Raw genomic sequence first — 21,359 nt, forward strand, 5'->3', positions numbered from 1 at the left:
GCGGGGCGGTTCGCGCTCCTATCGGAAGCCAGCCCACCATAGCTCGGCCCAAGGACGCGGCGTTCCACGTCCGGCAGATATATTGGCACCAAATAAAGGAATGAGCTTTTGGCGAAGAATAGCGATGGCTTCGAAAGCATAAGCCACGGCTATGCGCCCGACGGCGCTTCCCACAGCCATGCACCGCAAGAAGCCCCCATTCCCTTCAGCGACTTGGTTCGCGACGTCTTGGACAATGCCAGCAATACCGCCAAGGCAGAGGTGGCCCTGCTCAAAGCACGCGGCGAATTGGCAAAACAAGGTACCAAGACCATGTCCCTGTGGGGCATCGTCGCGGCGATTGCGGCTTTTGTGGCGCTTTTGACCTTCGCCATTGGGATGGTCCTCAGCCTGTCCACCATCATGGGCCCATTGGCGGCCACTTTGCTGGTCAGTTTTGCGCTATTGTTGCTGGCTGGGCTGGCTGCGATGCGTGCCAAATCGGGCGCCGCGAATATTCAAGTGGCCCTGCGCCGCGATGTTTTTGGTGAGGGAGACGCCGAATGAGCGCATCACGCACAGCTTTGGCCAATGCCGCGCATCAGGCCATGCTGCAACGATCCCAGCTTCGCCGCAGCTTGGGGCTGACCCACAGCGAATTACAGCCAGCCGCCTTGGCCGAACGCGGCAAATATCATGTCAAATCTACCGCCCATGATGTGGCGGATTTTACCCGCCGCGAAGTGTCGGCGAATCGCGCTATTTTGGGTGTCGCAGCCGTGGGCGGATTGGCGTGGTTGCTGCGCGACCCCATTCGCGAACAAGCACCCGCTGTGTGGAAGCGCAGCGGCAAAGCGGTCAAATCCTTTGCCGCGTCGATCAATCGGGCGCTGGACCCCGACCCACAAGACGAAGACTATATCGACCCGCCAGAAACCGAAACCCAAACCGCCAAGGCGAGATGGAAAGCGACTCAGGCTGCCAGTCTGTTGGCCGCTCGGAAAGTCCAAGAACAGTTGGAGGATAAAATGAAGCCCCTAGGTCAAACCGCCCGCGACACGCGGGACAAAGCCAGCGAATTGGCTGAACGCACCGCCGAAAACGCACGCCAAACCGCCGAAGCCGCCAAGGCCCGCGTCCAAGAAGGCTATGGCCGCGCCCGCGCCGCCACGTCCGAATTGGCCGCCAAAGGGCGCGAGCAAGCCGATGTCGCCAAACATGCCGCCGAAAATGCTTATGCCAAGGGCAAAGAAAAAGCATCTGTCGCATCATCGCGCGCCCGCGAATTTGCCGCAGAACAGCCCTTGACCTTATTGGCTGGTGCTTTGGCGGCAGGCCTGTTGGTCGGCTCGCTCGTTTCAAAAAAAGACGAAATAAAATAACAAGCTTGGGCTTGCTGTACGGACAGGATTTTTGATATGGGGCGGCTTCCCCCTCCCCGTATCTGAAGCCACTGCGCTTGTTTTCAGGCGCCGTGTTTCAGGCGTTTCGCAAGGATATAAGAATGAGCAAGCTACACCTTGTTTTCGGTGGCCGCGTATCTGACCCACAAGGCTTGGATTTTGTCGACCTCGATGCCGTTGAAATCGTTGGGCTTTTCCCCGATTATGCCGCTGCAGAAAATGCATGGCGCGCCGCGGCACAGCGCACCGTCGATGACGCCGAAATGAAATATGTGGTTGTTCACCTGCACAAGTTGCTGGAGCCTGAAGCCGAATAATCCGACTCATCAGGCAGCAGCGTCACGCCCTTCATGCGGCGACGCGCAAACTGCCTGACAGATGGGCGCGAGCAATAGCCCAACAGACATAAAAATGGCCGCTATCGCAATCAGACCAAATGGTCGGGGCGAAGCGGCCTTTTTCTTATGAACTTCAGCTTATCGGCCCAATTTTATGGGCATAGCAAACGGGCTATCGATGGCCCATGCGACACCAAGATAAAAAAGCGGATGCCCTATCGTCGGGCATCCCCGCGTCCATCAGCGGAAATTATCGGCATAGGCCTGTAACTTCAGGCGGCGCACGGTTGGCGGCACGATGTCGGCGTCAATGCCATTGCGCTCGGCATAAGCTTTGGCTTCATCCAAAGATTTAAAGCTGAAACGCAATTGACGGCGGGTGTCACCGCTGCCCGCCCAGCCCATCAAAGGGTCGGGGGTGCGGGCTTCTGCTGGTGCAAATTCCAGAAACCAGTCTTGCGTACCCGCCCGACCGGACTGCATCGCATTTTTGGGCTTCTGAAAAATCCGCGCTTTCATTGTATCACCTTCATAATAACGGTCACTCGCTCCCTTAGCCGCTGGGCGCGCCAAGGAAAAGAGGACATTTTCAACTGCATCTTCACCATAGCCAACACAACACGCCGACCTCAAGCCGCCCCGCCATCGCGCCGCGCCTGCGCCGCCTTGGTCAACACGCTGGCTTTGGCATCGGCAGGACTGTCAGGCCAAGCATGTTTGGGATAGCGCCCCCGCATATCCTTGGCGACATCGCGCCACGACCCGGCCCAAAAACTAGGCAAGTCACGCGTCGTTTGAATGGGCCGATGCGCGGGCGATGTCAGCGACAAGATGAGCGGCACCGCAGGCTGCCCCACCATCGGGTGGCGCGACAGGCCGAACAATTCCTGCACCCGCAAGGTCACGGTGGGGCCGCCCTCGCTGCCATAGTCAATGGCATGGCGATTGCCAGCAGGGCTTTTGAAATCGGCGGGCGCCAATTGGTCCAGCGATTGGCGCTGCGGCCAGTCCAGCATATTCAGCAAAGCATCGGCCATCCGCCCGTCCGGCAAATCCCGCAGCCCCTTGCTCCCGCCCAGCACCGGTTCCAACCACATATCCAAGCTGGCCAGCAAAGCCTCGTCGGACAATTCCATCAAACCCGCAAAAGCCGCACGTTGGCGAATGGCGCGCGCCCGTTCCCCCCATGCGATCAGCGACAAGCCCTTGGCCGCCACCGCGTCCATGCGCACCCGCACGGACTGAGCCGATGCCGCCGCGCCGCCGTCCTGCCAGCGCTTCAGCAATATCGCACCCAAGCGCCGTTCGCGCTTTTGCTCGACACGGTCTTGGCTGGCATCATAGGCGCTGATTACCCGATCTTCGGCCTGCGCCCCAAATAGCGCCTCAACCTCCATGCTGTCCAAGGCTGCGCCGCTAAGGATGCGAACACCCGATGGATGCCCTTGGGCATCACCCACCGCAATCCATTCCGCACTAGCCAACGGGTCCAGCGGGTCGATGCGATAGGCTGGGCCGCCAACGCTCAGATATTCACCGCGTCCATTGCCGCGCGCACGGGCCAAGCGGTCCGGCCACGCCGTGGCAATCCATCCGCCAACCGACCGCGACGGCTTGCCCTGATGCAGTGCTTTTTCCTTGGCCAATTTGGCCAATCGCTGGGCCAACCGCCGCGCGGCTTCGGCCCGCTGCCCGCTCTGACTGCGGGCGCGGGACAAGCGCTGTTCCACATCCGCCATGCGCCCACCCAGCCCATTTTCACTCAGCAACACCGCCACTTGCGCGGCCTGATCCGCCTCGCCCGCCGCTGCGGCTTCTAACATCATATGCGCCAAGGGCACGGGCAAGGGCAGCGCCGCCATGGCATGGCCCGCCGCGCTAATCCGCCCATCTGCATCCAGCGCGCCGTAACGCATCAGGCGGCTGCGCGCTTCCTCCACGGCGGGCGCGGCGGGCAGGTCCAGCCATGCCAAGCTGGCGGGGTCGCTCACCCCCCATGACGCGCAATCCAGCACCAAAGGCATCAGGTCGCTTTCGCCAATTTCCGGCGGGTCAAAAGGCGGCATGCCGGCTGTCGCCGCCGCTTCCCACAAACGATAGGCCGTGCCAGCCCCTTGGCGCGCCGCACGTCCGGCGCGCTGCGTCGCCGATGCTTGGCTGGCGCGTTCGGTGACCAGACGCGAAATACCCGCCGCTTTGTCGAAACGGGGACGGCGCGCTAAGCCGCAATCCACCACAATCCGTACGCCCTCGATGGTCAGGCTGGTTTCCGCAATGCTGGTCGCCAAGATCAGCTTGCGTCGCCCCTCTGCGTCGGAGGCCAGCGCCTTGCGCTGTAATGTCGGGTCCACTTGGCCATGCAATTTATGCAGGCTGATGGGCAATTGCGCGGCGGTCACGGCGTCGGCGGTGCGCTCAATCTCCGCAACCCCAGGTAAGAAAGCCAATATGTCGCCAGTAGGCTGTTCGCTTAACGCCGTGCGAATGGCCGACAACATCGCCGCCTCTATCCGTTCCTCGGCGCGGCGGCCCAGATATCGCAGCTCCAACGGCCAGCTTTTGCCCATGCTTTCAATGACCGGCGCATCGTTTAACATGGCAGAAAAACGCGCCCCGTCCAACGTCGCCGACATGGCGATCAGGCGCAAATCCTCGCGCAGCCCTTGCTGACAATCCAGCGCCAAGGCCAAGGCAAAGTCGCTGTCCAAGCTGCGCTCATGCACTTCGTCGAACAACACCGCTGATACGCCCGCCAATTCGGGGTCCGCCAAAATCCGGCTGCGGAACAAGCCCGGTGTCATCACCAGCAGGCGCGTTTGCGCGCTATGGCGGCTGTCCATACGGGTGGCATAGCCGATCAGCCCCCCCGTTTTCTCGCCCATTTCCTCGGCAATACGCTCGGCAGCCGCGCGGGCGGATAGGCGGCGGGGCGACAATAGCCAAATCTGACCATCGCACCATGGCTCATTCAGCAAAGCTGGGGCAATGCGTGTCGTCTTACCTGCCCCCGGCGGGGCAACAACAATGGCGGCGGTTTGCGTCCGCAGCGCCGACAGCACATCAGGCAACACCGCATCAATGGGCAGCGGGGTCAAAAATTCGCTTCTGCTCATGACGGCCACCGTCCGTCCGACAAACAGCGTCGATCAATAAGCGCGCGAAACAGCAAAGGCCACAGCCTCGCTTAGCGCCGCCTTGGCAGGGGTTTCGGGGAATGGGGCCAGTGCCTCAATCGCCTTTTGCCCATAATCGCGCGCACGGGCCATGGTGTCCGTCACCGCATCATATTTGTGCAGCAACGCCTTGGCATGGTCCAAATCCGCATCGCTGATGCGCTTGCCTGTCATGGCGTCCTGCCAGAACTGGCGTTCCTCGGCATTGCCGCGCGCATAGGCCAAAATGACCGGCAGAGTGATTTTGCCATCGCGAAAATCATCGCCCACGCCCTTGCCCATCGTTTCTTCGTCCGAAACATAGTCAATGGCATCGTCGATCAACTGAAATGCCATGCCCAAATTGCGGCCAAAACTATCCAGCCGTTCTTCGCTATCATCGGTGCGTTCCGCAACCACAGCGGCGATTTTGCTGGCCGCCGCGAATAATTCCGCCGTCTTGCCATTGATAATGGCCAAATATTGTTCTTCGCTGGTTTCGATCTGGTGCTGGGCGGACAATTGGCTGACTTCGCCTTCCGCAATCACCGCCGACGCCCGCGACAAAATGTGCAAGGCGCGCAGAGAACCCACTTCCACCATCAATTCAAAGGCGCGGGCAAATAGGAAATCGCCGACCAACACCGACGCGCTATTGCCCCAAATGATGTTCGCGGTTTGCCGACCACGGCGCAAATCCGACCCGTCCACCACATCGTCATGCAGCAAGGTTGCGGTGTGGATAAATTCCACCGCCGCTGCCAAATCACAATGTTTGCGGCCCCGATAATTCAGCACGGCAGCGCAGGCCAGCGTCAGCATGGGACGCATTCGCTTGCCGCCGCTGGACACCAAATGGTCCGCCAATTGGGGAATCATCGGAACATCGGACTGCATCCGTTCCAACAAAACGTCGTTCACCAGCTCCATATCATCGGAGACAAGCTCCATCAGCGTCAGGAGAGAGGGCGGGGCATCCCCAGCGTGCAGTTGAAGATCAGCAGTCATATCGCCGCTTGCCTTGGCGCGATAAGGTGAATTTTGCAATGACTTTCGGCTTGCTTTTGCCCCCCGTCCAATGCCAATCGTCCGTCGAACAGGAGACATCATAAACCATGGACGACCAGCTTCGCCGTTATCGCCAAAGCATCGACAATATCGATGCCGCGCTCATCTATATGCTGGCCGAACGATTCAAGGTCACCAAAGCGGTTGGCGAGTTAAAGGCCCAAATCGACCTTCCCGCCGCTGATCCTGACCGCGAAAGCCGCCAAGTCGAACGCCTGCGCAGCCTTGCCCAAGACGCCGATCTGGACCCCGAATTCAGCGAGAAATTCCTGCGCTTCATCATCGACGAAGTCATTCGCCATCACCAACAAGCCAAACAGGATGCGGGCGCTTAAAGCCTGCACCCCTGCCCCGCCAGCGCCAACCCCATAAGGCGGCATCCGCCAAATTCCATATATTTTGGCTATATTCCTAGGGGATGCAGCGGCGCGAATCGTCACAAATATGGCGGGGCAAAATCCCCCCCATATCGATACAACCGCGCTAAGCAGCAGGCAGGCGCAAGCGCACCAGCACCCCGCCCAAATCTTCGCTTTCGTCCATCATGATGCTGCCACCATAAATTTCGGTAACATCGCGCACAATGGCCAAGCCCAAGCCCGTACCCGGCTTACCGCTGTCCAATCGCACGCCGCGATCAAATATCCGCGTTCGATCGGCGGGTGACACGCCCATGCCATCGTCCTCGACCCAAATTTCGGCCATGTCCCCGTCGCGCTTCACCGTCACAAACACGCTGCCGCCACCATATTTGGCGGCATTTTCCATCAAATTGCCCAGCAATTCTTCCAGATCTTGTTTTTCAATCCGAACCACCAACTGGCGGTCCCCTTCGCTGTCGATCCGAACATCGGGAAATAAGCGGCCCACCGCGCGCGACACGCTGTCCACACAGTCAAAAACATTCGCCCGCGCCTGTGCCGCTCCGCGCCGCCCCACTGCGCGGGCGCGCGCCAAATGATGGTCCACCTGCCGCTGCATGGTCGCCGCCTCGCGCCGCACCGCTGTGGCCAATTCTGGGTCATTGCTGGCGGCGGCATTCATCAGCACCGTCAATGGCGTTTTCAGGGCATGGGCCAAATTACCCGCATGAAGCCGCGCTTCCTCGGCCTGTTGCTCATTATGGGCCAGCAACGCGTTGAGTTCGTCCACCATCGGCTTCACTTCGACGGGCAGTGGGGCAATGATACGCCCTTGATCACCCCCGCGCATGGCGGCAATCGCACGGCGAATATGGCGCAGCGGCCACAGGCCATAAAATGTCTGAAGCGCCGCCAAAATGATCAAGCCCACGCCCAACAAAGCCAGACTGGGGAATAAGGTCCGCCGCACAACGCTTTTTTGCGCGTCCAAAGCCTCACGCGATTGCGCGATTTGATAATGCCATTTGACGGGGCTGCCAGGCAAAATGACCGTGCGTTCCAACACACGTAATTTCTCGTCCGGAAATTGGCTGCTATCGTGGGTATAGATTTTTTCATCATCCATGTTGGACGATATATCCAATGTGCGTTCCCATAAGGACCGCGACCGATAGGGTTCCTGATTACCCCCGCTAATCTGCCAATATAAACCGCTATAAGGTTCCAAAAAACGCTGATCGCCCAGCGGTTCCACCAATCGCACTTCGCCATCGGGGCCAATTTCTGACGATCGGATCATCGCCATCAGAACATATTCCAACCCGCTGTCAAAATTATTGGTGATCGCGTTGGTCAGGACACGGTCGAGCGCCAAACCACCGCCCAGCAGCAGCAGCGATATCCACAGCGTGGCAATGGCGATCATACGCCGCGCCAACGACCCCGTCAGGCGTCCAGCCAAAGCCGGACGCCTGACGGGGTCGGATGTCATATTAAAGGTCGTCGGGCTGTCCGAGTCCGTCATATCGGGCTGATTCAGCCCTGCGGATCGTCAAGCTGATACCCAAGCCCGCGCATGGTGGTGATAATATCCGCGCCCAATTTCTTGCGAATACGGGTCACGAACACTTCGATGGTGTTGGAATCGCGGTCGAAATCCTGATCATAAATATGTTCGATCAATTCGGTGCGCGACACCACCTTGCCTTTGTGATGCAGCAAATAAGACAGCAGCTTATATTCCTGCGCCGTCAATTTCACGGCTTCGCCATTCAAGGTCACACGGCCAGAGCGCGTATCCAGCCGCACTGGCCCCGCTAGCAATTCGCTGGACGCATTGCCCGACGCACGGCGAATAAGGGCGCGCAGTCGGGCGATCAGTTCTTCGGTCTGAAATGGCTTGGCCAAATAATCATCAGCGCCAGCATCCAGCCCCGCCACCTTGTCGGACCAACTGTCACGCGCCGTCAAAACCAGCACAGGAAAGTTGCGCTTTTCACGGCGCCAGCGGTCCAGCACGGTCAATCCGTCGACCTCTGGCAAGCCCAGATCCAGAACCACCGCGTCATATTCCTCGGTCGAGCCCAGAAAATGGCCTTCTTCGCCATCGGTCGCCAAATCCACGGCATAACCCGCGCCTTCCAGCACCGACTTTAACTGTGGACCCAAAGTGGGTTCATCTTCGACAATCAAAATTCGCATTCAGGCGCCTTTCGTCCGGGTGCCATCAACTGGACGCCCCCTGTTTCCGATCATCTGTTGCAGACCATTCGACCATATGTCCGACACCGCTCCAACAGAAATATGGTATCGCGTCATGGCCTCTCCTTCATTCACGCCCCAAAAGACCATATGCATCAAACGTCATCTGGTTCAGCGGCGCCCGACAATTTGCCCCGTGCGTGCATCAACATAGACCACGACGACTTTGCTGCCGTCCATGAATTTCAAGGCATAGACCATTTGCCGCGCATCAAATTGCGGGCCACCCAGATAGTTCATATCCCGATAGGGCGCACGAGCGCGAACGTCAGCAATGATACGGTTCAGCGGCATCACTTGCCCCTGCGCCGCGGCTTCGCGCAGATGCTGCTGATCCCGATCCCGCGCCACTGCCGAAGCAGGCGCGCCCGATGCCAGCAATAAAGCCAAAGCGATAGAGGAGGTCAGAATTTGGGTCATGCCAATGGGTCTAGCTTCACAGCGTTGAATAGAGGATGAATATCGTCAAAACACGATATTTAGATTAAACGTATCGTTGAGCGTGAAGACAAGCGGATTTTTTCCGATCCGCCTGTTTCTCAGGCTTTGGCCTGTTCAAACCATCCATCTCCATTGCCGTATCAGGGCCATATCCGGTACTTAATTAGCGAGCGCGGCACATTGTTGACGACGCCAAATGGCAGATGCAACACGATCTTCGCGGTCAAATTTCACCTTATATTGGCACACCAAAAAATTCTGCGAATTGGTCATCGCAAATTTAAACTGATAGTCCCACGAACGGCGATCTTTCTTAACGGGCTGGCCTATCACTTGCGTCAGCGCGTCCGGCGTCAAGCCATTGGTAACACCGCGAAAAATCTGGGGATTGGTGACGCCTGCATCCCGCACAAAGGGCACATCCAGCTTGCGCGGAGCAATGTGAACATCCGTGAAATTTTCAGCCTGCGGATTGGTTTGTTGGTCCACAGGGTTGGTGTGGCCGGCATGGCTGGGCACAGCCCCGACCACCAACGCAGCGGACAATAGCGCAGCCATTCCAGCTTTTTTCATCAATTGCATAACAACTTCCTTCTTTTCCCAATATTTACCGTTCGCGCAGCGCTTCGCCAGCTTTGTTCAACGGCTTGGTGATATATTCCCACACGGTCTTTTGGCTGGTGCGGATGTCGGTGGTGGTGACCATCCCTGGCGTGATGGGCAATTGCTTGCCAGCTTTGGTCGTCAAACTGTCGGTCTTGGTGCGGATCAGCACACGATAATAGACAATTTCAGGCTGCACCTCGTCGCGCAGCGTGTCGGGCGCGATCATTTCCACTGTGCCGTCCAATCCGCCATAAATGGAATAATCATAGGCCGTCACCTTCACCCGCGCCGTCTGGCCCGGATGAATGAAGGCGATGTCGCGGGGCGAAATGCGCGCCTCGACCAATAATTTATCATCCATCGGCACCAAGGTCATGACCGACCCGCCGGGCTGGATCACCCCGCCAATGGTCGTCACTTCCAAATTTTTCACAATAGACCGCACAGGTGCAACCAAGGTGGTGCGGGCCAATGTGTCGGCCCTGCCCCGAACCACGGAATCGAGCGAATTGACCTCGGCATCAATCCGCGCCAATTCTTCGCGGCTTTTGACCATATAGCCCGACCGCGCTTCATTCAGCTTCATTTCCAAATCGGCGGCTTGGCGTTGCAAGCGGATAATTTCCACATTGCTGGACGCGCCGCTTTCCAACAAAGATTGGCTAATCGCCAATTCTTTGCGCGCTAGGGACAAAGCGTTGCCAAGGCCGCTAACCGTCTCGCTCAAGCTGCGGCGCCGCGAATGAAATAGCGCGGTTTCCGTCGTTTTCAACTCGGGCCATTCGTCCAGTTCGGCAGGAAAGCTGATGCTGCCAGCGCCCGCCACCTCGGCGCGCAAACGCGCCCTTGTGGCCAATGATGCGCGATATTTGGTGGCCGTTTCCTCGACACTGGACTCGCCGCGTGTCGGGTCCAGCCGGGCCAGCACCATTCCCTTTTCGACAATTTGCCCTTCACGAACATTTAGTTCCTCTAGCAAACCGCCTTCCAGCGACTGGATGACCTGTTCGCGCGATGTGGGGATAACCTTGCCCGCGCCGCTCGACACTTCGTCAATTTCAAAAAACCAAGCCCAGATGAAAAACAGGCCCAGAAAAATTGTGACCAGCCAAATGACCTGCGCCGAACGGGAAGCGGCCATTTCATTATGGTCGGTCAAATCGGGCAAGCCCAACGCCGCCGCATCTCTGGGGGCGGATTTTCGGAAAAATTTGCCGATCATTGGGGCGACCTCATGGCTTTACGCATCGCTTCAGGAAGGACGATTTTGGCAGCGCGCATCGGCGTGCCCTCGCCCGCTTGCGCGGCCGGTGCAGCGGCATCCGCTGATGTCGGGGCTACGGTCGCTGCGGCCGCCGGAACCGCCGAGCCCCTTTGCCCCTTTTCTCCTTTCAGCGCGGCCAACACTTGCTCCTTGGGACCGTCCAAATGGATTTTCCCGCCATCCAAAACGATGATGCGGTCCACCAAGTCCAGCACCGCCAAACGGTGGGTCGCAACAATCAGGCTTTGATGCGCGGGCCATTGCCGCAAATGGGCAATCAAGTCCCGCTCGCTGGCGTCATCCATCGCGGTGGTCGGTTCGTCCAACAAAGCAATATGCGGTTCGCGCAGCAACAAACGCGCCAGCAACAAAGCTTGGCGCTGGCCGCCCGACAAACCCAAGCCGCCTTCGCGGATTTCATGGTTCAGCCCCGCTGGCAAGGATTGCACAAAGGCCAAAGCCCCGCTGATTTGCAGCGCCCTAATCAACTGCTCATCGCTGGCCATCGGCATGCCGAAGGTCAGATTTTCCCGCAAACTGCCGTGGAACAAGCGCGCATTTTGCGTCAGCATCACCACGTCGCGCCGGACATCAACAGGGTCGATATGCCCCAATTCCACGCCGTCCAGCATGATCGAGCCGGACTGCGGCTCCAACAAACCGGAAAGGGCCTGTAACAATGTCGATTTGCCTGCGCCATTGCGGCCCAGCAGCGCGATTTTCTCACCCGCTTTGATGGTCAGGGATGAAATGGACAGCGCGGCATGCTGCGGGTCATATCCGAAACTGGCGTCCTTCAGCACATAATCGCCGCGCAGCATGGGACGATGCACCAACCGGCTTTCGGCTGGGCTGTCGATGGGCAGGTTCATCAATTGATCCAGCGACTGCGCCGCCACTTTGGCTTGTTGCCAGCGGTTCAAAATCATCGTGATCGACGACAAAGGCGCCAGCATCCGGCTGATCAAAATCGACGATGCAACCAATGCACCCGTGCTCAGGTCGCCCGCAATCGCCGCCGGTACGCCAAAGAAAATCACCATTGCAAAGGCCGCGCCCTGCACGCTTTGCATCCAATTGTTCAACCGATTCAGCAGCTGGCGCGACGCCATGCTGCTGTTGGCATTCACCGCATTATAATGGTTCCATTGGTTTTGGAACCGATGCTCGGCCTGCAAAATCTTAATATCTTCAATGCCTTGCACGGCCTCGATCAGCATCGCGTTGCGCAATGCCCCCTCGCGCATCCCCAACTGCGCCAATTCTCCCAGTCGCCGCTGTGCCAGCAAGCTGGGCAGCATCAGCAACACAAAGGCCAAGATCGGAATCAGCACAAGCCAGCCCGAAATATACCAAAACACCACGCAGAACAGCAGGAAGAATGGCAAATCCGCCGCCGCCGCAATGGTGACAGAGGTCAACATATCACGCACCGATTCCAATTCGCGGATCTGCGAAATAAAGGTGCCCGTCGAATTGGGACGCGCGCTGTTTTTCACGCGCAACGCATGGCCAAACACGCGGTCTGAAATGCGCAAATCGGCGCGCTTGCCCAAAATATCGGTAATCCGCATTCGCGCATCACGCATTGCATAAGCAAAGACCAGCGACAGCATCACCCCGCCAAACAGCACATATAGCGTTGGCATAGATTGGGCGGGCACCACCCGATCATAGACTTGCATCGAAAAGATAACGCCGCCCAAGGCCATTAAATTGGTGATCAGCGACGCCACCATAATATGGGCATAGGGCCGCCAATCGACCAACACCAAGTCGCGCAGCCAAGATTTCTCGACCGGCGCAACATAAGCATCAACGCGTGCATCGCGGATATTTTGCAGCGGGCGTACGACCGCCAAGCGCACCATATGCGGCTGCAAATCGGCCAATTGATGAACCGTTTCGCTGCCGCCATCGCCGCACATCGCCAGCGTTAATTGGTCATCGTGCAAATGCGTTATCAACGCCACTTGGCCGCCCGCCAATTCGACAATCACCGGCAGACGCCATGGGGTTAGCCCGTCCAATTTGGGCTGAACCATTTGCAGCGACAAGCCCGCCTGCCGCGCCATGTCCCGCGCCCGCACGTCGATGCTGGCCTGCCCCTGCCATTGGGCGGCCAAGCGAATATGTTCCGGCGAAACATTGCATTGATAATGGGCTGCCGCCATCAAAACGGCCTGATGCCAGCCCGTCGCGGCCATTTGCGCTTGGGCCTGTTCGCTCAAGGCTTGGGAATTGGGGCCATTATCGGCTGGGGGCGTGGTCAATGCGGTCGGTTCCGTGGGATGGGGCATAGATGCGTTCCTATCCGCTGTGGGCGTTGAATGGGGCGTTCCAGCTGTTTTTGGTGTTTGCGGGGTGTTTGGTGGCGGTGTCATCAGCGATCAACCGGTGGGCCATAGGCGGTGGTTGGTGCCTCAGGGGTAAATTTGTCCCGCAAGCCACCTTGAAAATATAAACATTCGGTCGCCAAACGATATTGGATTTGCAGCGCCTGTGTTAATTCGACGCGTGCGCCATGATATTCCTGTTCCGCGTTCAACAGGTCGATCAAGGTTCGCGTTCCAAGATACAGATATTGCTGGCGATATAGGGTGCGTGTGGTGTCAATATTATCAACACGATCCGCCAATATAGGTTCGCGTTGCCGCCATCCTTCATATTGCGCCCGTGTCGCGGACAAGCGCTGACGCTGTTCCAATTCGGCTTGCTGCACGCCTTCTTCCGCCGAGCGCAAGCTATGCCTTGCCGATTCCGCCCGTGCCTGTGTCCCACCACCTTGGTACAGCGGCATCGACACCTTCAGGCCCACATGTCCTGTCGTGCGATATTCCCCGTTCAGGCGTGACCCCTTGGTCAGCGCATAGCCCATATCCCCGCTTAGGGAGATGGTCGGCATACGCTGCGCACTAGCAACCGCATAATCCGCACGGGCACCCTGACGATTGGCTTCGGCCATCTGAATATAATGATTGCCCGCAACATCATCGACCAAACAGGACGCGCCGGTCAGATGGGCGGGAATACCGCCAATAATATCGACCGGAACGCTTTGTCCGGTCAGATGCATCAGCGTCAAACGCGCGCGCATGGCTTCGGATTCCGCGCCCAGCAACTGGGCCCGCACCGCATTCACGCGCGAACGGGCCTGCGCGATATCTGACCGACTGGTCGCGCCCTTGGCCACGCGGTCGGCCACCAGATCCGCAATGGCGGTCATCGCCGCCAATTGGTCCTGTGCCAATTGCACCAAGGATTGCTGTAAATAAACATCCAGCCATGCCTGCGCCGTCGACAAAGCCACATCGTCAGCCGACAGCGCCAATTGCGCCTGCCCCATCGTTTCTTGGGCACGGGCACGGTCCACCATGCCCGCCACTTTGCCAAAATCCAGCAACATCTGCTCGCCCGTCAGCGTCGCATTATAGGTATAGCGGCTGTCATAGCTGCTGCTGGGGCGGGCACTGATCTGATTTTGCAGACCGCCTTGAATTTGCGGTTTATACCCCGATTTTGCAGCCTTAATCTCACTTTCGGCTTGCTTCACCCGTTCTTGCGCACCGCGGATCGCCGGATGGGTTTCCAGCGCGGCCATCACCGCTTGATCCATGCTAAATGTTGGTGTCGCCATATAAGCGCTGGCAGCCGCCATATGGGGGCTGGTGCCCGACTGGCTGGCAAGCAGCGGCGTATTTTGCGCTGATGCCGCGCTGGCCATGACCCATAGGCCGAGCGTGAATACACCACCGCGCCAGGCCGCTGTGCCCGCAGGCGGATGCCAACGCCGCCGCTGTGTGCCCTTGCCCTTCACGCACGGATGTCGCGCCCACACATCCACCGCCAACAACGGATATTTTCGCGGCTGCCAGTGGTTGATCATATATTGGCTCAAATGCGCAAAGGCTAAAAACAAGGAACAATAACCCCACACAAAAGGGGACGTACAACAGGCACTATGCCTGAAAAACAACCCGCGCTTTGCCATCCGATGACAGCAAAGCGCGGGCTTTTTCACTTACACAAAAGTGATATTCGTTGCCAGAATATCCTCATCAATCAGCAAGGTGGCATTACCGCTTGTATAAGCGACATAGCCATCTTGCGCGACGCCCGTGGTGGTCCAACCCGAACCAGTGGACAAAGTGATGAAATCATCTGCGTCACCCGTAATCGTCAAGGTGCCAGTCGATTTTCCTGTGATGCTGACCACGTCCGCCAAAGTCAGGCCGCCGCTAATGCCATTGGCGCCCTTAACCGACAAATCGATTTCCTCAATATTCTTGAGCTTGGCGACCAGATCCGCACGGCTGACGTCCTCACCCACACGCAGGCTGACGGTATCAATACCCGCTTTCCCGTCGATTTTATGATCACCCCAGATGAAGTGGTCGGCACCGGTTGTTCCCAACACAGGCGTCACTGCCAAGTTCAATTTGGCGTTAACCTTGTCCGATTCTGCTCCAGTGTCGCCTTCCACGGTCCAAGCCGTAACGTCAATTTGCACTCCGGCTTTCGCGCTGTCCTGATCGGTGATGGCATTGGCTGCCTGCACCACAGCCAGCTTGTCCAACTGCGCTTGGGTCAACCCCGTGATGGTATAAACATCGGTGACCGCATTATAGGTGACGTTGTTATAAAGCACACCGTCCACATCAAATGCCGCATGTTCACCCAAGCCCTTGATTTCCAAGGTAGTCGTTTCCGTGCTGCTGTCCTGCACCGGCGACAAAGCCGCAGCATTGTCGACCATCGCGGCATTCAGGTTCAGCAAGATCGGGCGACCTTCGACACCAAAGCTATTGGTCGGGTCAATGGTGATGCCATTCGGCCGCGACGCGATGGTCAGCGTGAACGGGTCACTGCTGTCATAAGCCGTGTCATTCAACTGCGACTCACCCGATGCCACGATGATCATCAGATCTTCAATGGTACCGCTCCAATGCGCCGGTGGCAAAATAGCGATAAAGGGTGGCAGATTCTTATTACCTTCGGCCAAAATCCACGTGTTGGTGGACCCATCACCGCCAGCATTGCTCGCTTGATTCGCCAAGGTGGCACTGCCAGCATCCTCACCGATGTACAACAGGAAGCCATTGGGCAGACCAGTCAGCATGATCGCTTTGATAAGCTCGGAACTATCGTTCAGAGTGACCGACAGCCCTTCAAGGCGAATGGCATTGGCCTTGTCAGCCAACACTGCTTCGTCTCCGGTGGCAGGGGCAACGGTGATCTCGGCTCCATTATTGGCCAATTTCACCTCGGAAGTGCCGCTGGCATTCGCGGTTTCCGTGTTGGCCGCGCCAGTTTCCTTGGATTGCAAAATGGCATTAAAGACCACGTCACCCAATATCAACCCGCTGCCGTCCGGCGCGCTGAAGTCCAAGGTGACGGGCAAAGCGGTGTTATTCGTATCGATAACATAATAATCACCGTCTGGCACACCGTCCACGCCTGTAACGCTTTCCAGCACCAGTGGAACCTTCATTGCCACCAAACCGCCTTCGCCGTCATCGACCATCTCAACCCGTGACAAAACGCCATCCGGATTACCCGTCGCCGTCACGCTGACATAGACTTTGCCATCGACAATCACCGCATTGCCATTGTCATTGGCCGACGGACCGCCCGCAATCACCGCCGTGATGCTGCTGCTGCCCTCGTCCACGTTGGATGTGGTGATCGACAGGCTCGGCTGATCGGTGACGGGCGTGATTGGCACGTCACCAACGACCTTGTCGCTAACGCTCGGCCCGCCAACGACAACAACTTTCAACTGCGCGTCCAAAGTAAAGTCGGCATTATTGTCATTGCTGTTGGCTGGCGGCGTGATGCGGATGTCTTGCAACATCTGATCCAACACGCTTTGGCCATTTCCGCCAACCGGAACCTCGACAGCGATCGTCCAGACAAATTTGCCGCCTTCGGGGCTGTTATCAGCCACCCAAGTGCGCTGCACCTCGACCAGTTGACCGTCAGGGCCATATTCAACCTTTGTGCCATCCGGCAAGTCGGTCAGGGTGATCGCCAGCAAATGCTTTGCGCCCGTTTCGTTCAACGTCACCTTGCCATCGATCACTTGATCCAAGGCAAAACGCGTGTCTTCATTGTCGGCGACCGGCGTAAAGCTCCATTCATCAATGGTCGGCAACTGGAATGTCCCGCCATCGCCCAATTTTACGTCCAAGTTAAAGTCAATCTCGTCCTCTTGGACAGGGTCCGCTGTACCGCGATCCTGCGTTTGAACGGTGATTTTAATATTGCTCAAGCCATCGCTGGTGCCAATACCAACGACAAATTCCAGATCAATGCTTTGACCATTTCCATCAATGACTATGTTGCTGTTGGGGTTCGCTGGATCTTGGGCTGGCAGGACCAACAACCATTCGCCATTGCCGATCATCGATGCACCGTTGATCGTCACACCTTCGGGTACATTTTGAATCAAGACGCGCGTGACTTGTTCACTGCCATCATCGTCATTCGACGTCGCATTGATCTGGACCGTGACGGTGCCGCTTTGTGTCACATTCACGGTAAAGCGGCTGTCAGGCTCACCAACTACGGGCAATGTGATGGTTCCCTTTGCAGGGTCCATGTCAATGTCCGCGATATCCAATTCAACGGGGTCCGTCACCGGCTTAACCGTGAACTCTAAGGTCGCATCCTTAATTTCGATTCCTGCGTCCAACGGACCCAAGGTTGCAGGGTCGGTGATTTGATATTTGATGGGAAGGTCACGAACATCCCCGTCCAAATTCTCCGAAGCCTTCACACCCAAGTCCGGCAATTGTGCAGACGGAATGACATAATAATCCACGCCGTCAATCTGCACGATGGTCAACTCACTGTCGGCCAATGTGTCGGTACCCAAATAGATTTCATATTGGGTCGCATCATAGTTCACCGGAATGTAAACTTCTGTCAACATTTCGTCCGTGTCACCATTTTGGTGAACAATCTGCAAGTTGACGGGCGAAATCTGATCTTCGGTCAGCACAAATTCCGTCGTGATAATGGAATCGATGCTGGGGATGACATCCTTGGTCACGATCAGTGGTTCGTCACCGGGCAAGCGCGATCCGGTCAAAGAGTCCCCGTCATTCTCGGTGCTGACACCCGCAACCTCCATCGACACTTTACCGCTGAAATTCGGCGGCAAAACTACGAAAATATTGTCAAATGGGTTCACATGATCAGGGTTTGATGGATCATAGTTCGGATCAACAGGAATCGACCACACACGCTCGGCACCTGTTCCTGCCGTCACCAATGTGGCCCCAACCAAGGTGAAGTTGGCATCCAGACCGGTGATACGCAAAGTCAGCGTTTCACTGCCATCCTTATCTGGCGAGGTGACAGTGGTCACAAAATCTGACAGTGCAATTTTGTTGCCGCTCGTGTCCAACGCGGCCTCGGTTACCGAACCCGAATTGGACAAAACCACGGTTGTGACATCGGCAACGCCTTGTACCTGCACGTAAATGGGGCGGGTAACTGGATCAGCCAAAACGCTGCTACCATCCACCGATACCGCGCTGACGTTCAAAGTGAAGTCCGCATTGCTGTGCAGCGGCGGCGTAATCGTTACCTTTGCATCATTGTCGAAACCAATGATCGTCATAGACTGGTTTCCATCGGTCGCCGTAAATGTCGTCACAACAGGCGTGCCGTCTGGACCCTTCACCGTATAAGTGATGGTGGCACCAACCGGAATGTCCGATATGGTGACATTGATGGTTTCGGACGGGTCCGACGTGGTCGTCCGGATGCTCAGCGGAATGTCCGTATCTTCCAAGCCCGAGGCACGACCATTCAGCGCCATGGTGACATCATCCGCCACGGGGTCGAATTTGATCATCGTCAGTTCTTCCGAACCCGACACATTAACCGCTGCATTGGAATTGCTGCTGCTCAGGCCACCAAGGGTCTCGCCCGGCGCTGGGTCGCCATAGTGAACGGGTGGGTTCAAATGGAAGTCCTGTTTTTGCGCGTCCGAGAGATTTTTTTCAAAATCATCGTCGAAATCAACCGTTCCGGCCTGCACACCAATGGTCAGCGTGCCCGACACATCGGCAGGCAGCTTGACTTGCAGCGTGTCCAAATATTGGGCCGGAATCCACACGGGCGTTCCGTCATAAACACGAGTATGCCATGTCGCTCCCCCGTCGGTGGAGAAACGGAAGGTCGTGCCAATCACGCTGTCACCAGCGTTATCAGACTCCAGCGTCGGGGTCAGAACCGCATAGGTAAATTCATCGCTATCGCTGTTGGTCCATACACCTGCGGCGCCAAGACCAGCGAAGCCATCATCTGGGTTCGCAGCATCATTATAATTGGTACCCAGCGCGAACCACTGATCTTCCTTGCCCGCCACGTCATATTCGTGACTGCTGCTCATCGTTACATCGTCGTTCGTGTCACCATCACTGTCGGTATCTGTCCGTTCCGCAACCGGCGTCACGGTTATGACCAGGTCATGGTCTTCGGTTTGGGGGTCCGAGACTTCCACACCATTGATCATGGCTTTGTCGGTCGTGGTGATCGTCAAAGTGATGGTCTCATCCAAGCTGCTATGCGCAGGCGGTTGAATCGTGAAACCGTCCAAAATTACTTCACGCTGGGCCTGAGTCAGAACGGTGCCTGCATCCGGATCATCATTAAAGGTGATCGTCGCCTGATCGCCCGTTTTCGTATAGGTCCAACCCGCAGAGGCTGCTGGCGCTTTCACCGCCCAGTCCACTGGAATGGTAAAGCTGATCGCGTTGATCACCTCTTGGCCGTCGCCATTGGTGTCGGTAATCCGCACATTTTCCAAGAAATTCACGGCCGTATCTTCGGGCGTGGTTATGGTGCCGACGTCAACGTCATTGGCAATCGGTCGAACGTCCAGTTCGAACGTCACGCTGCTCGACAAAATATCGGGCGTGTGATCGGGGGAATCCGTGTCCGTATCCTGCGTTTTAATTGTCACCGTAAATGGCGGCAACTCGCCGCTGAAATGTGGTGGGGGTCCGAAAATAATCGAAGGAACCGTTGGACTGTTGCTCACCTCAGATGTCACAACCTGTCCCACGGAGGTGATGGTTGTTATGACGCCATCAATGTTGATGGTCGATCCAACGGGCAAATCGCTAATTTCAAACCAATAGGTTTCGCTACCATCGTCATCGGTTCCGGCATTGCCATCACTGTCGCCCAGTGCGACCGTCAGCTTATCGGTCAAATTATAAGTGCCATCTTCGTCAATGGCCGGATTTGCTGGGGTGCCCACAACCTTACTCAGCGTCACGCCATCCGTTACCGCCTGAACATCGACTGTAATCGTCTGGCTGCTCAATGCACCCGGCACATCGTCCAGAATATTCCCATCGGCGTCCACTTCATAGCTGGTGACATCAGCCGTGACGGTAAAATTCTTACCACTTTCCGGCGCGGGGACAGCCTTCAGCGCTTCATATTGCGCTGGCGTCATATAATAAACGCCAGTGTCGGGGTCTGCCGTCGGCAGGCCCTCGACATGGGGCACGTCTGTCAAAATGATCGTCAACTTACCATCGACGGGCGACAATATCACACCGCCCATATCAAAGGTCACGCCAGTCGCGCCCGCGCCGCCCACGGTCAGGGTGATCTCACCCAGCCGCTCGGTCACGTCGCCATTGCCGGTTCCCGTATCGGTAATGACAGGCGTCACCAGACCCAAGGTCACGCTATTATCTTCCAGCGTATCGACCGTCGATGGGTCCGGAAGCGTCGGCGCATCCGAAACTGGCGCAATCACAAAGGTCAGCTTTTGGGTAATCTCCTGCGTGCCATTGCCTTCTTGAACCGTATAGCTCAGCGGAGGCACTGGACCGGAATAGTTTGGAGCGGGCGTAAAGCTATAATCCCCATTCACCGCGATGGTGACGGTACCCAACTCTTTTCCACCCGCAAAGAGGGTGACGCTTTCACCCGGCAGATAATCCTCGTCTACCCCATCACCATCGGCATCAATCGAAAATCCGATGACATTTACGGTGTCATCTACGTCCTCAATAAAATCTTGGATGCTGCCGCTTGCGACATTGTCTTCGTCCAGCGGAATGTTCTGATCGCCCAAGCCAGTGGCAAGATCGTTCGAACCATTAACCGTGATGACGATGACTTGTTCGCTATAGGCCCCATGTTCATCGGTGACGCGAACCGTAAAGCGTTCCGTCCGGCTTTCACCCGTATTGAGCGCCTGCGTCGCATCCAGACCATTGTCGAGGGTGTAAACCCATTTTCCCGTGTCGGGATCAATTTCGATGCTGCCATAGATGCCTTGGGTGTCGTCGATGGTCCATTCTTGCTCAGCGCCAGCATCCACGTCCGTCGCTGTCCCCCGTCAGCGCCTATGGCACAGATTTGAGGTTGCGAATTAAGGAGTGTTTTGGTCTCATCGTAGTGACGAAGGAACGCAGATGAGAGCAAAACACTCAGTCGCCAAAAAGCCA

At 57.0% G+C, this 21,359-nt stretch carries 15 protein-coding genes; 4 read left to right on the plus strand and 11 right to left on the minus strand.

What is annotated here, in order from left to right; translation table 11 throughout:
• Positions 1-108: 108 nt before the first annotated feature.
• The 3 genes from LKO31_RS07735 (at position 109) to LKO31_RS07745 (ending at position 1,699) form a co-directional block, all read left to right on the plus strand.
• A complete protein-coding gene (locus LKO31_RS07735; protein WP_227689718.1) occupies positions 109-546 on the plus strand; it encodes a phage holin family protein in 438 nt (145 codons plus the stop codon).
• A complete protein-coding gene (locus LKO31_RS07740) occupies positions 543-1,361 on the plus strand; it encodes a hypothetical protein (protein ID WP_227689719.1) in 819 nt (272 codons plus the stop codon). The genes LKO31_RS07735 and LKO31_RS07740 overlap by 4 nt, the downstream gene beginning before the upstream one ends.
• A gap of 122 nt (positions 1,362-1,483) precedes the next feature.
• Complete coding sequence (locus LKO31_RS07745) at positions 1,484-1,699, plus strand: DUF4170 domain-containing protein (RefSeq protein WP_227689720.1); 216 nt, start codon at positions 1,484-1,486, stop codon at positions 1,697-1,699.
• Between the two features lie 261 nt (positions 1,700-1,960).
• Here the strand turns inward: LKO31_RS07745 and LKO31_RS07750 are convergent, their stop codons facing one another.
• The 3 genes from LKO31_RS07750 to LKO31_RS07760 all read right to left on the minus strand — a co-directional run bounded on the left by LKO31_RS07750 (position 1,961) and on the right by LKO31_RS07760 (position 5,880).
• Entirely contained in the window at positions 1,961-2,239 is a 279-nt protein-coding gene (locus tag LKO31_RS07750) for an ETC complex I subunit (RefSeq protein WP_227689721.1), read from the minus strand.
• Between the two features lie 110 nt (positions 2,240-2,349).
• Positions 2,350-4,833 (minus strand): ATP-dependent helicase HrpB, encoded by a 2,484-nt coding sequence (hrpB, locus tag LKO31_RS07755; RefSeq protein WP_227689722.1) that lies wholly within the window; start codon positions 4,831-4,833, stop codon positions 2,350-2,352.
• Positions 4,834-4,866: 33 nt separating this feature from the next.
• Positions 4,867-5,880, minus strand: a complete 1,014-nt coding sequence (locus tag LKO31_RS07760) for a polyprenyl synthetase family protein (RefSeq protein WP_227689723.1) — start codon at positions 5,878-5,880, stop codon at positions 4,867-4,869.
• Between the two features lie 107 nt (positions 5,881-5,987).
• Between LKO31_RS07760 and LKO31_RS07765 the strand changes: the two genes are divergently transcribed.
• Positions 5,988-6,275, plus strand: coding sequence for a chorismate mutase (locus LKO31_RS07765; RefSeq protein ID WP_227689724.1), 288 nt, complete (start codon positions 5,988-5,990; stop codon positions 6,273-6,275).
• Between the two features lie 148 nt (positions 6,276-6,423).
• Here the strand turns inward: LKO31_RS07765 and LKO31_RS07770 are convergent, their stop codons facing one another.
• The 8 genes from LKO31_RS07770 to LKO31_RS07805 form a co-directional block, all read right to left on the minus strand.
• Positions 6,424-7,728 carry a sensor histidine kinase gene (locus LKO31_RS07770; protein WP_320443486.1) on the minus strand — a complete coding sequence of 435 codons (1,305 nt, stop codon included), beginning with the start codon at positions 7,726-7,728 and terminating at the stop codon, positions 6,424-6,426.
• A 110-nt stretch (positions 7,729-7,838) separates the two neighbouring features.
• Positions 7,839-8,504: a response regulator transcription factor gene (locus tag LKO31_RS07775; protein WP_227689725.1), complete on the minus strand. Its 666-nt coding sequence runs from the start codon at positions 8,502-8,504 to the stop codon at positions 7,839-7,841.
• Between the two features lie 171 nt (positions 8,505-8,675).
• Complete coding sequence (locus tag LKO31_RS07780; protein WP_227689726.1) at positions 8,676-8,984, minus strand: PepSY domain-containing protein; 309 nt, start codon at positions 8,982-8,984, stop codon at positions 8,676-8,678.
• Between the two features lie 180 nt (positions 8,985-9,164).
• Positions 9,165-9,587 (minus strand): hypothetical protein, encoded by a 423-nt coding sequence (locus tag LKO31_RS07785; RefSeq protein WP_227689727.1) that lies wholly within the window; start codon positions 9,585-9,587, stop codon positions 9,165-9,167.
• A 25-nt stretch (positions 9,588-9,612) separates the two neighbouring features.
• Entirely contained in the window at positions 9,613-10,833 is a 1,221-nt protein-coding gene (locus LKO31_RS07790) for an HlyD family efflux transporter periplasmic adaptor subunit (protein ID WP_227689728.1), read from the minus strand.
• A complete protein-coding gene (locus tag LKO31_RS07795) occupies positions 10,830-13,175 on the minus strand; it encodes a type I secretion system permease/ATPase (protein ID WP_227689729.1) in 2,346 nt (781 codons plus the stop codon). Before LKO31_RS07795 ends, LKO31_RS07790 begins: the two co-directional genes overlap by 4 nt.
• Positions 13,176-13,258: 83 nt before the next feature.
• The gene (locus LKO31_RS07800) at positions 13,259-14,761 is read right to left on the minus strand and encodes a TolC family outer membrane protein (RefSeq protein ID WP_227689730.1); all 1,503 of its coding nucleotides are present in this window, start codon (positions 14,759-14,761) and stop codon (positions 13,259-13,261) included.
• Between the two features lie 135 nt (positions 14,762-14,896).
• Positions 14,897-21,232: a VCBS domain-containing protein gene (locus LKO31_RS07805; protein ID WP_227689731.1), complete on the minus strand. Its 6,336-nt coding sequence runs from the start codon at positions 21,230-21,232 to the stop codon at positions 14,897-14,899.
• Between the last annotated feature and the right edge of the window lie 127 nt (positions 21,233-21,359).

The organism is Sphingopyxis yananensis (assembly GCF_020687785.1).
In the GTDB taxonomy this organism is placed as follows: domain Bacteria; phylum Pseudomonadota; class Alphaproteobacteria; order Sphingomonadales; family Sphingomonadaceae; genus Sphingopyxis; species Sphingopyxis yananensis.

Bases quoted from the DNA above. Each gene is read 5' to 3' on its own strand.
- LKO31_RS07775 (WP_227689725.1), bottom strand. From the start codon at position 8,504: ATGCGAATTTTGATTGTCGAAGATGAACCCACTTTGGGTCCACAGTTA.
- LKO31_RS07780 (WP_227689726.1), bottom strand. From the start codon at position 8,984: ATGACCCAAATTCTGACCTCCTCTATCGCTTTGGCTTTATTGCTGGCA.
- LKO31_RS07745 (WP_227689720.1), top strand. From the start codon at position 1,484: ATGAGCAAGCTACACCTTGTTTTCGGTGGCCGCGTATCTGACCCACAA.
- LKO31_RS07795 (WP_227689729.1), bottom strand. From the start codon at position 13,175: ATGCCCCATCCCACGGAACCGACCGCATTGACCACGCCCCCAGCCGAT.
- LKO31_RS07760 (WP_227689723.1), bottom strand. From the start codon at position 5,880: ATGACTGCTGATCTTCAACTGCACGCTGGGGATGCCCCGCCCTCTCTC.
- LKO31_RS07765 (WP_227689724.1), top strand. From the start codon at position 5,988: ATGGACGACCAGCTTCGCCGTTATCGCCAAAGCATCGACAATATCGAT.
- LKO31_RS07740 (WP_227689719.1), top strand. From the start codon at position 543: ATGAGCGCATCACGCACAGCTTTGGCCAATGCCGCGCATCAGGCCATG.
- hrpB (WP_227689722.1), bottom strand. From the start codon at position 4,833: ATGAGCAGAAGCGAATTTTTGACCCCGCTGCCCATTGATGCGGTGTTG.
- LKO31_RS07790 (WP_227689728.1), bottom strand. From the start codon at position 10,833: ATGATCGGCAAATTTTTCCGAAAATCCGCCCCCAGAGATGCGGCGGCG.
- LKO31_RS07770 (WP_320443486.1), bottom strand. From the start codon at position 7,728: ATGATCGCCATTGCCACGCTGTGGATATCGCTGCTGCTGCTGGGCGGT.
- LKO31_RS07785 (WP_227689727.1), bottom strand. From the start codon at position 9,587: ATGCAATTGATGAAAAAAGCTGGAATGGCTGCGCTATTGTCCGCTGCG.
- LKO31_RS07750 (WP_227689721.1), bottom strand. From the start codon at position 2,239: ATGAAAGCGCGGATTTTTCAGAAGCCCAAAAATGCGATGCAGTCCGGT.
- LKO31_RS07800 (WP_227689730.1), bottom strand. From the start codon at position 14,761: ATGATCAACCACTGGCAGCCGCGAAAATATCCGTTGTTGGCGGTGGAT.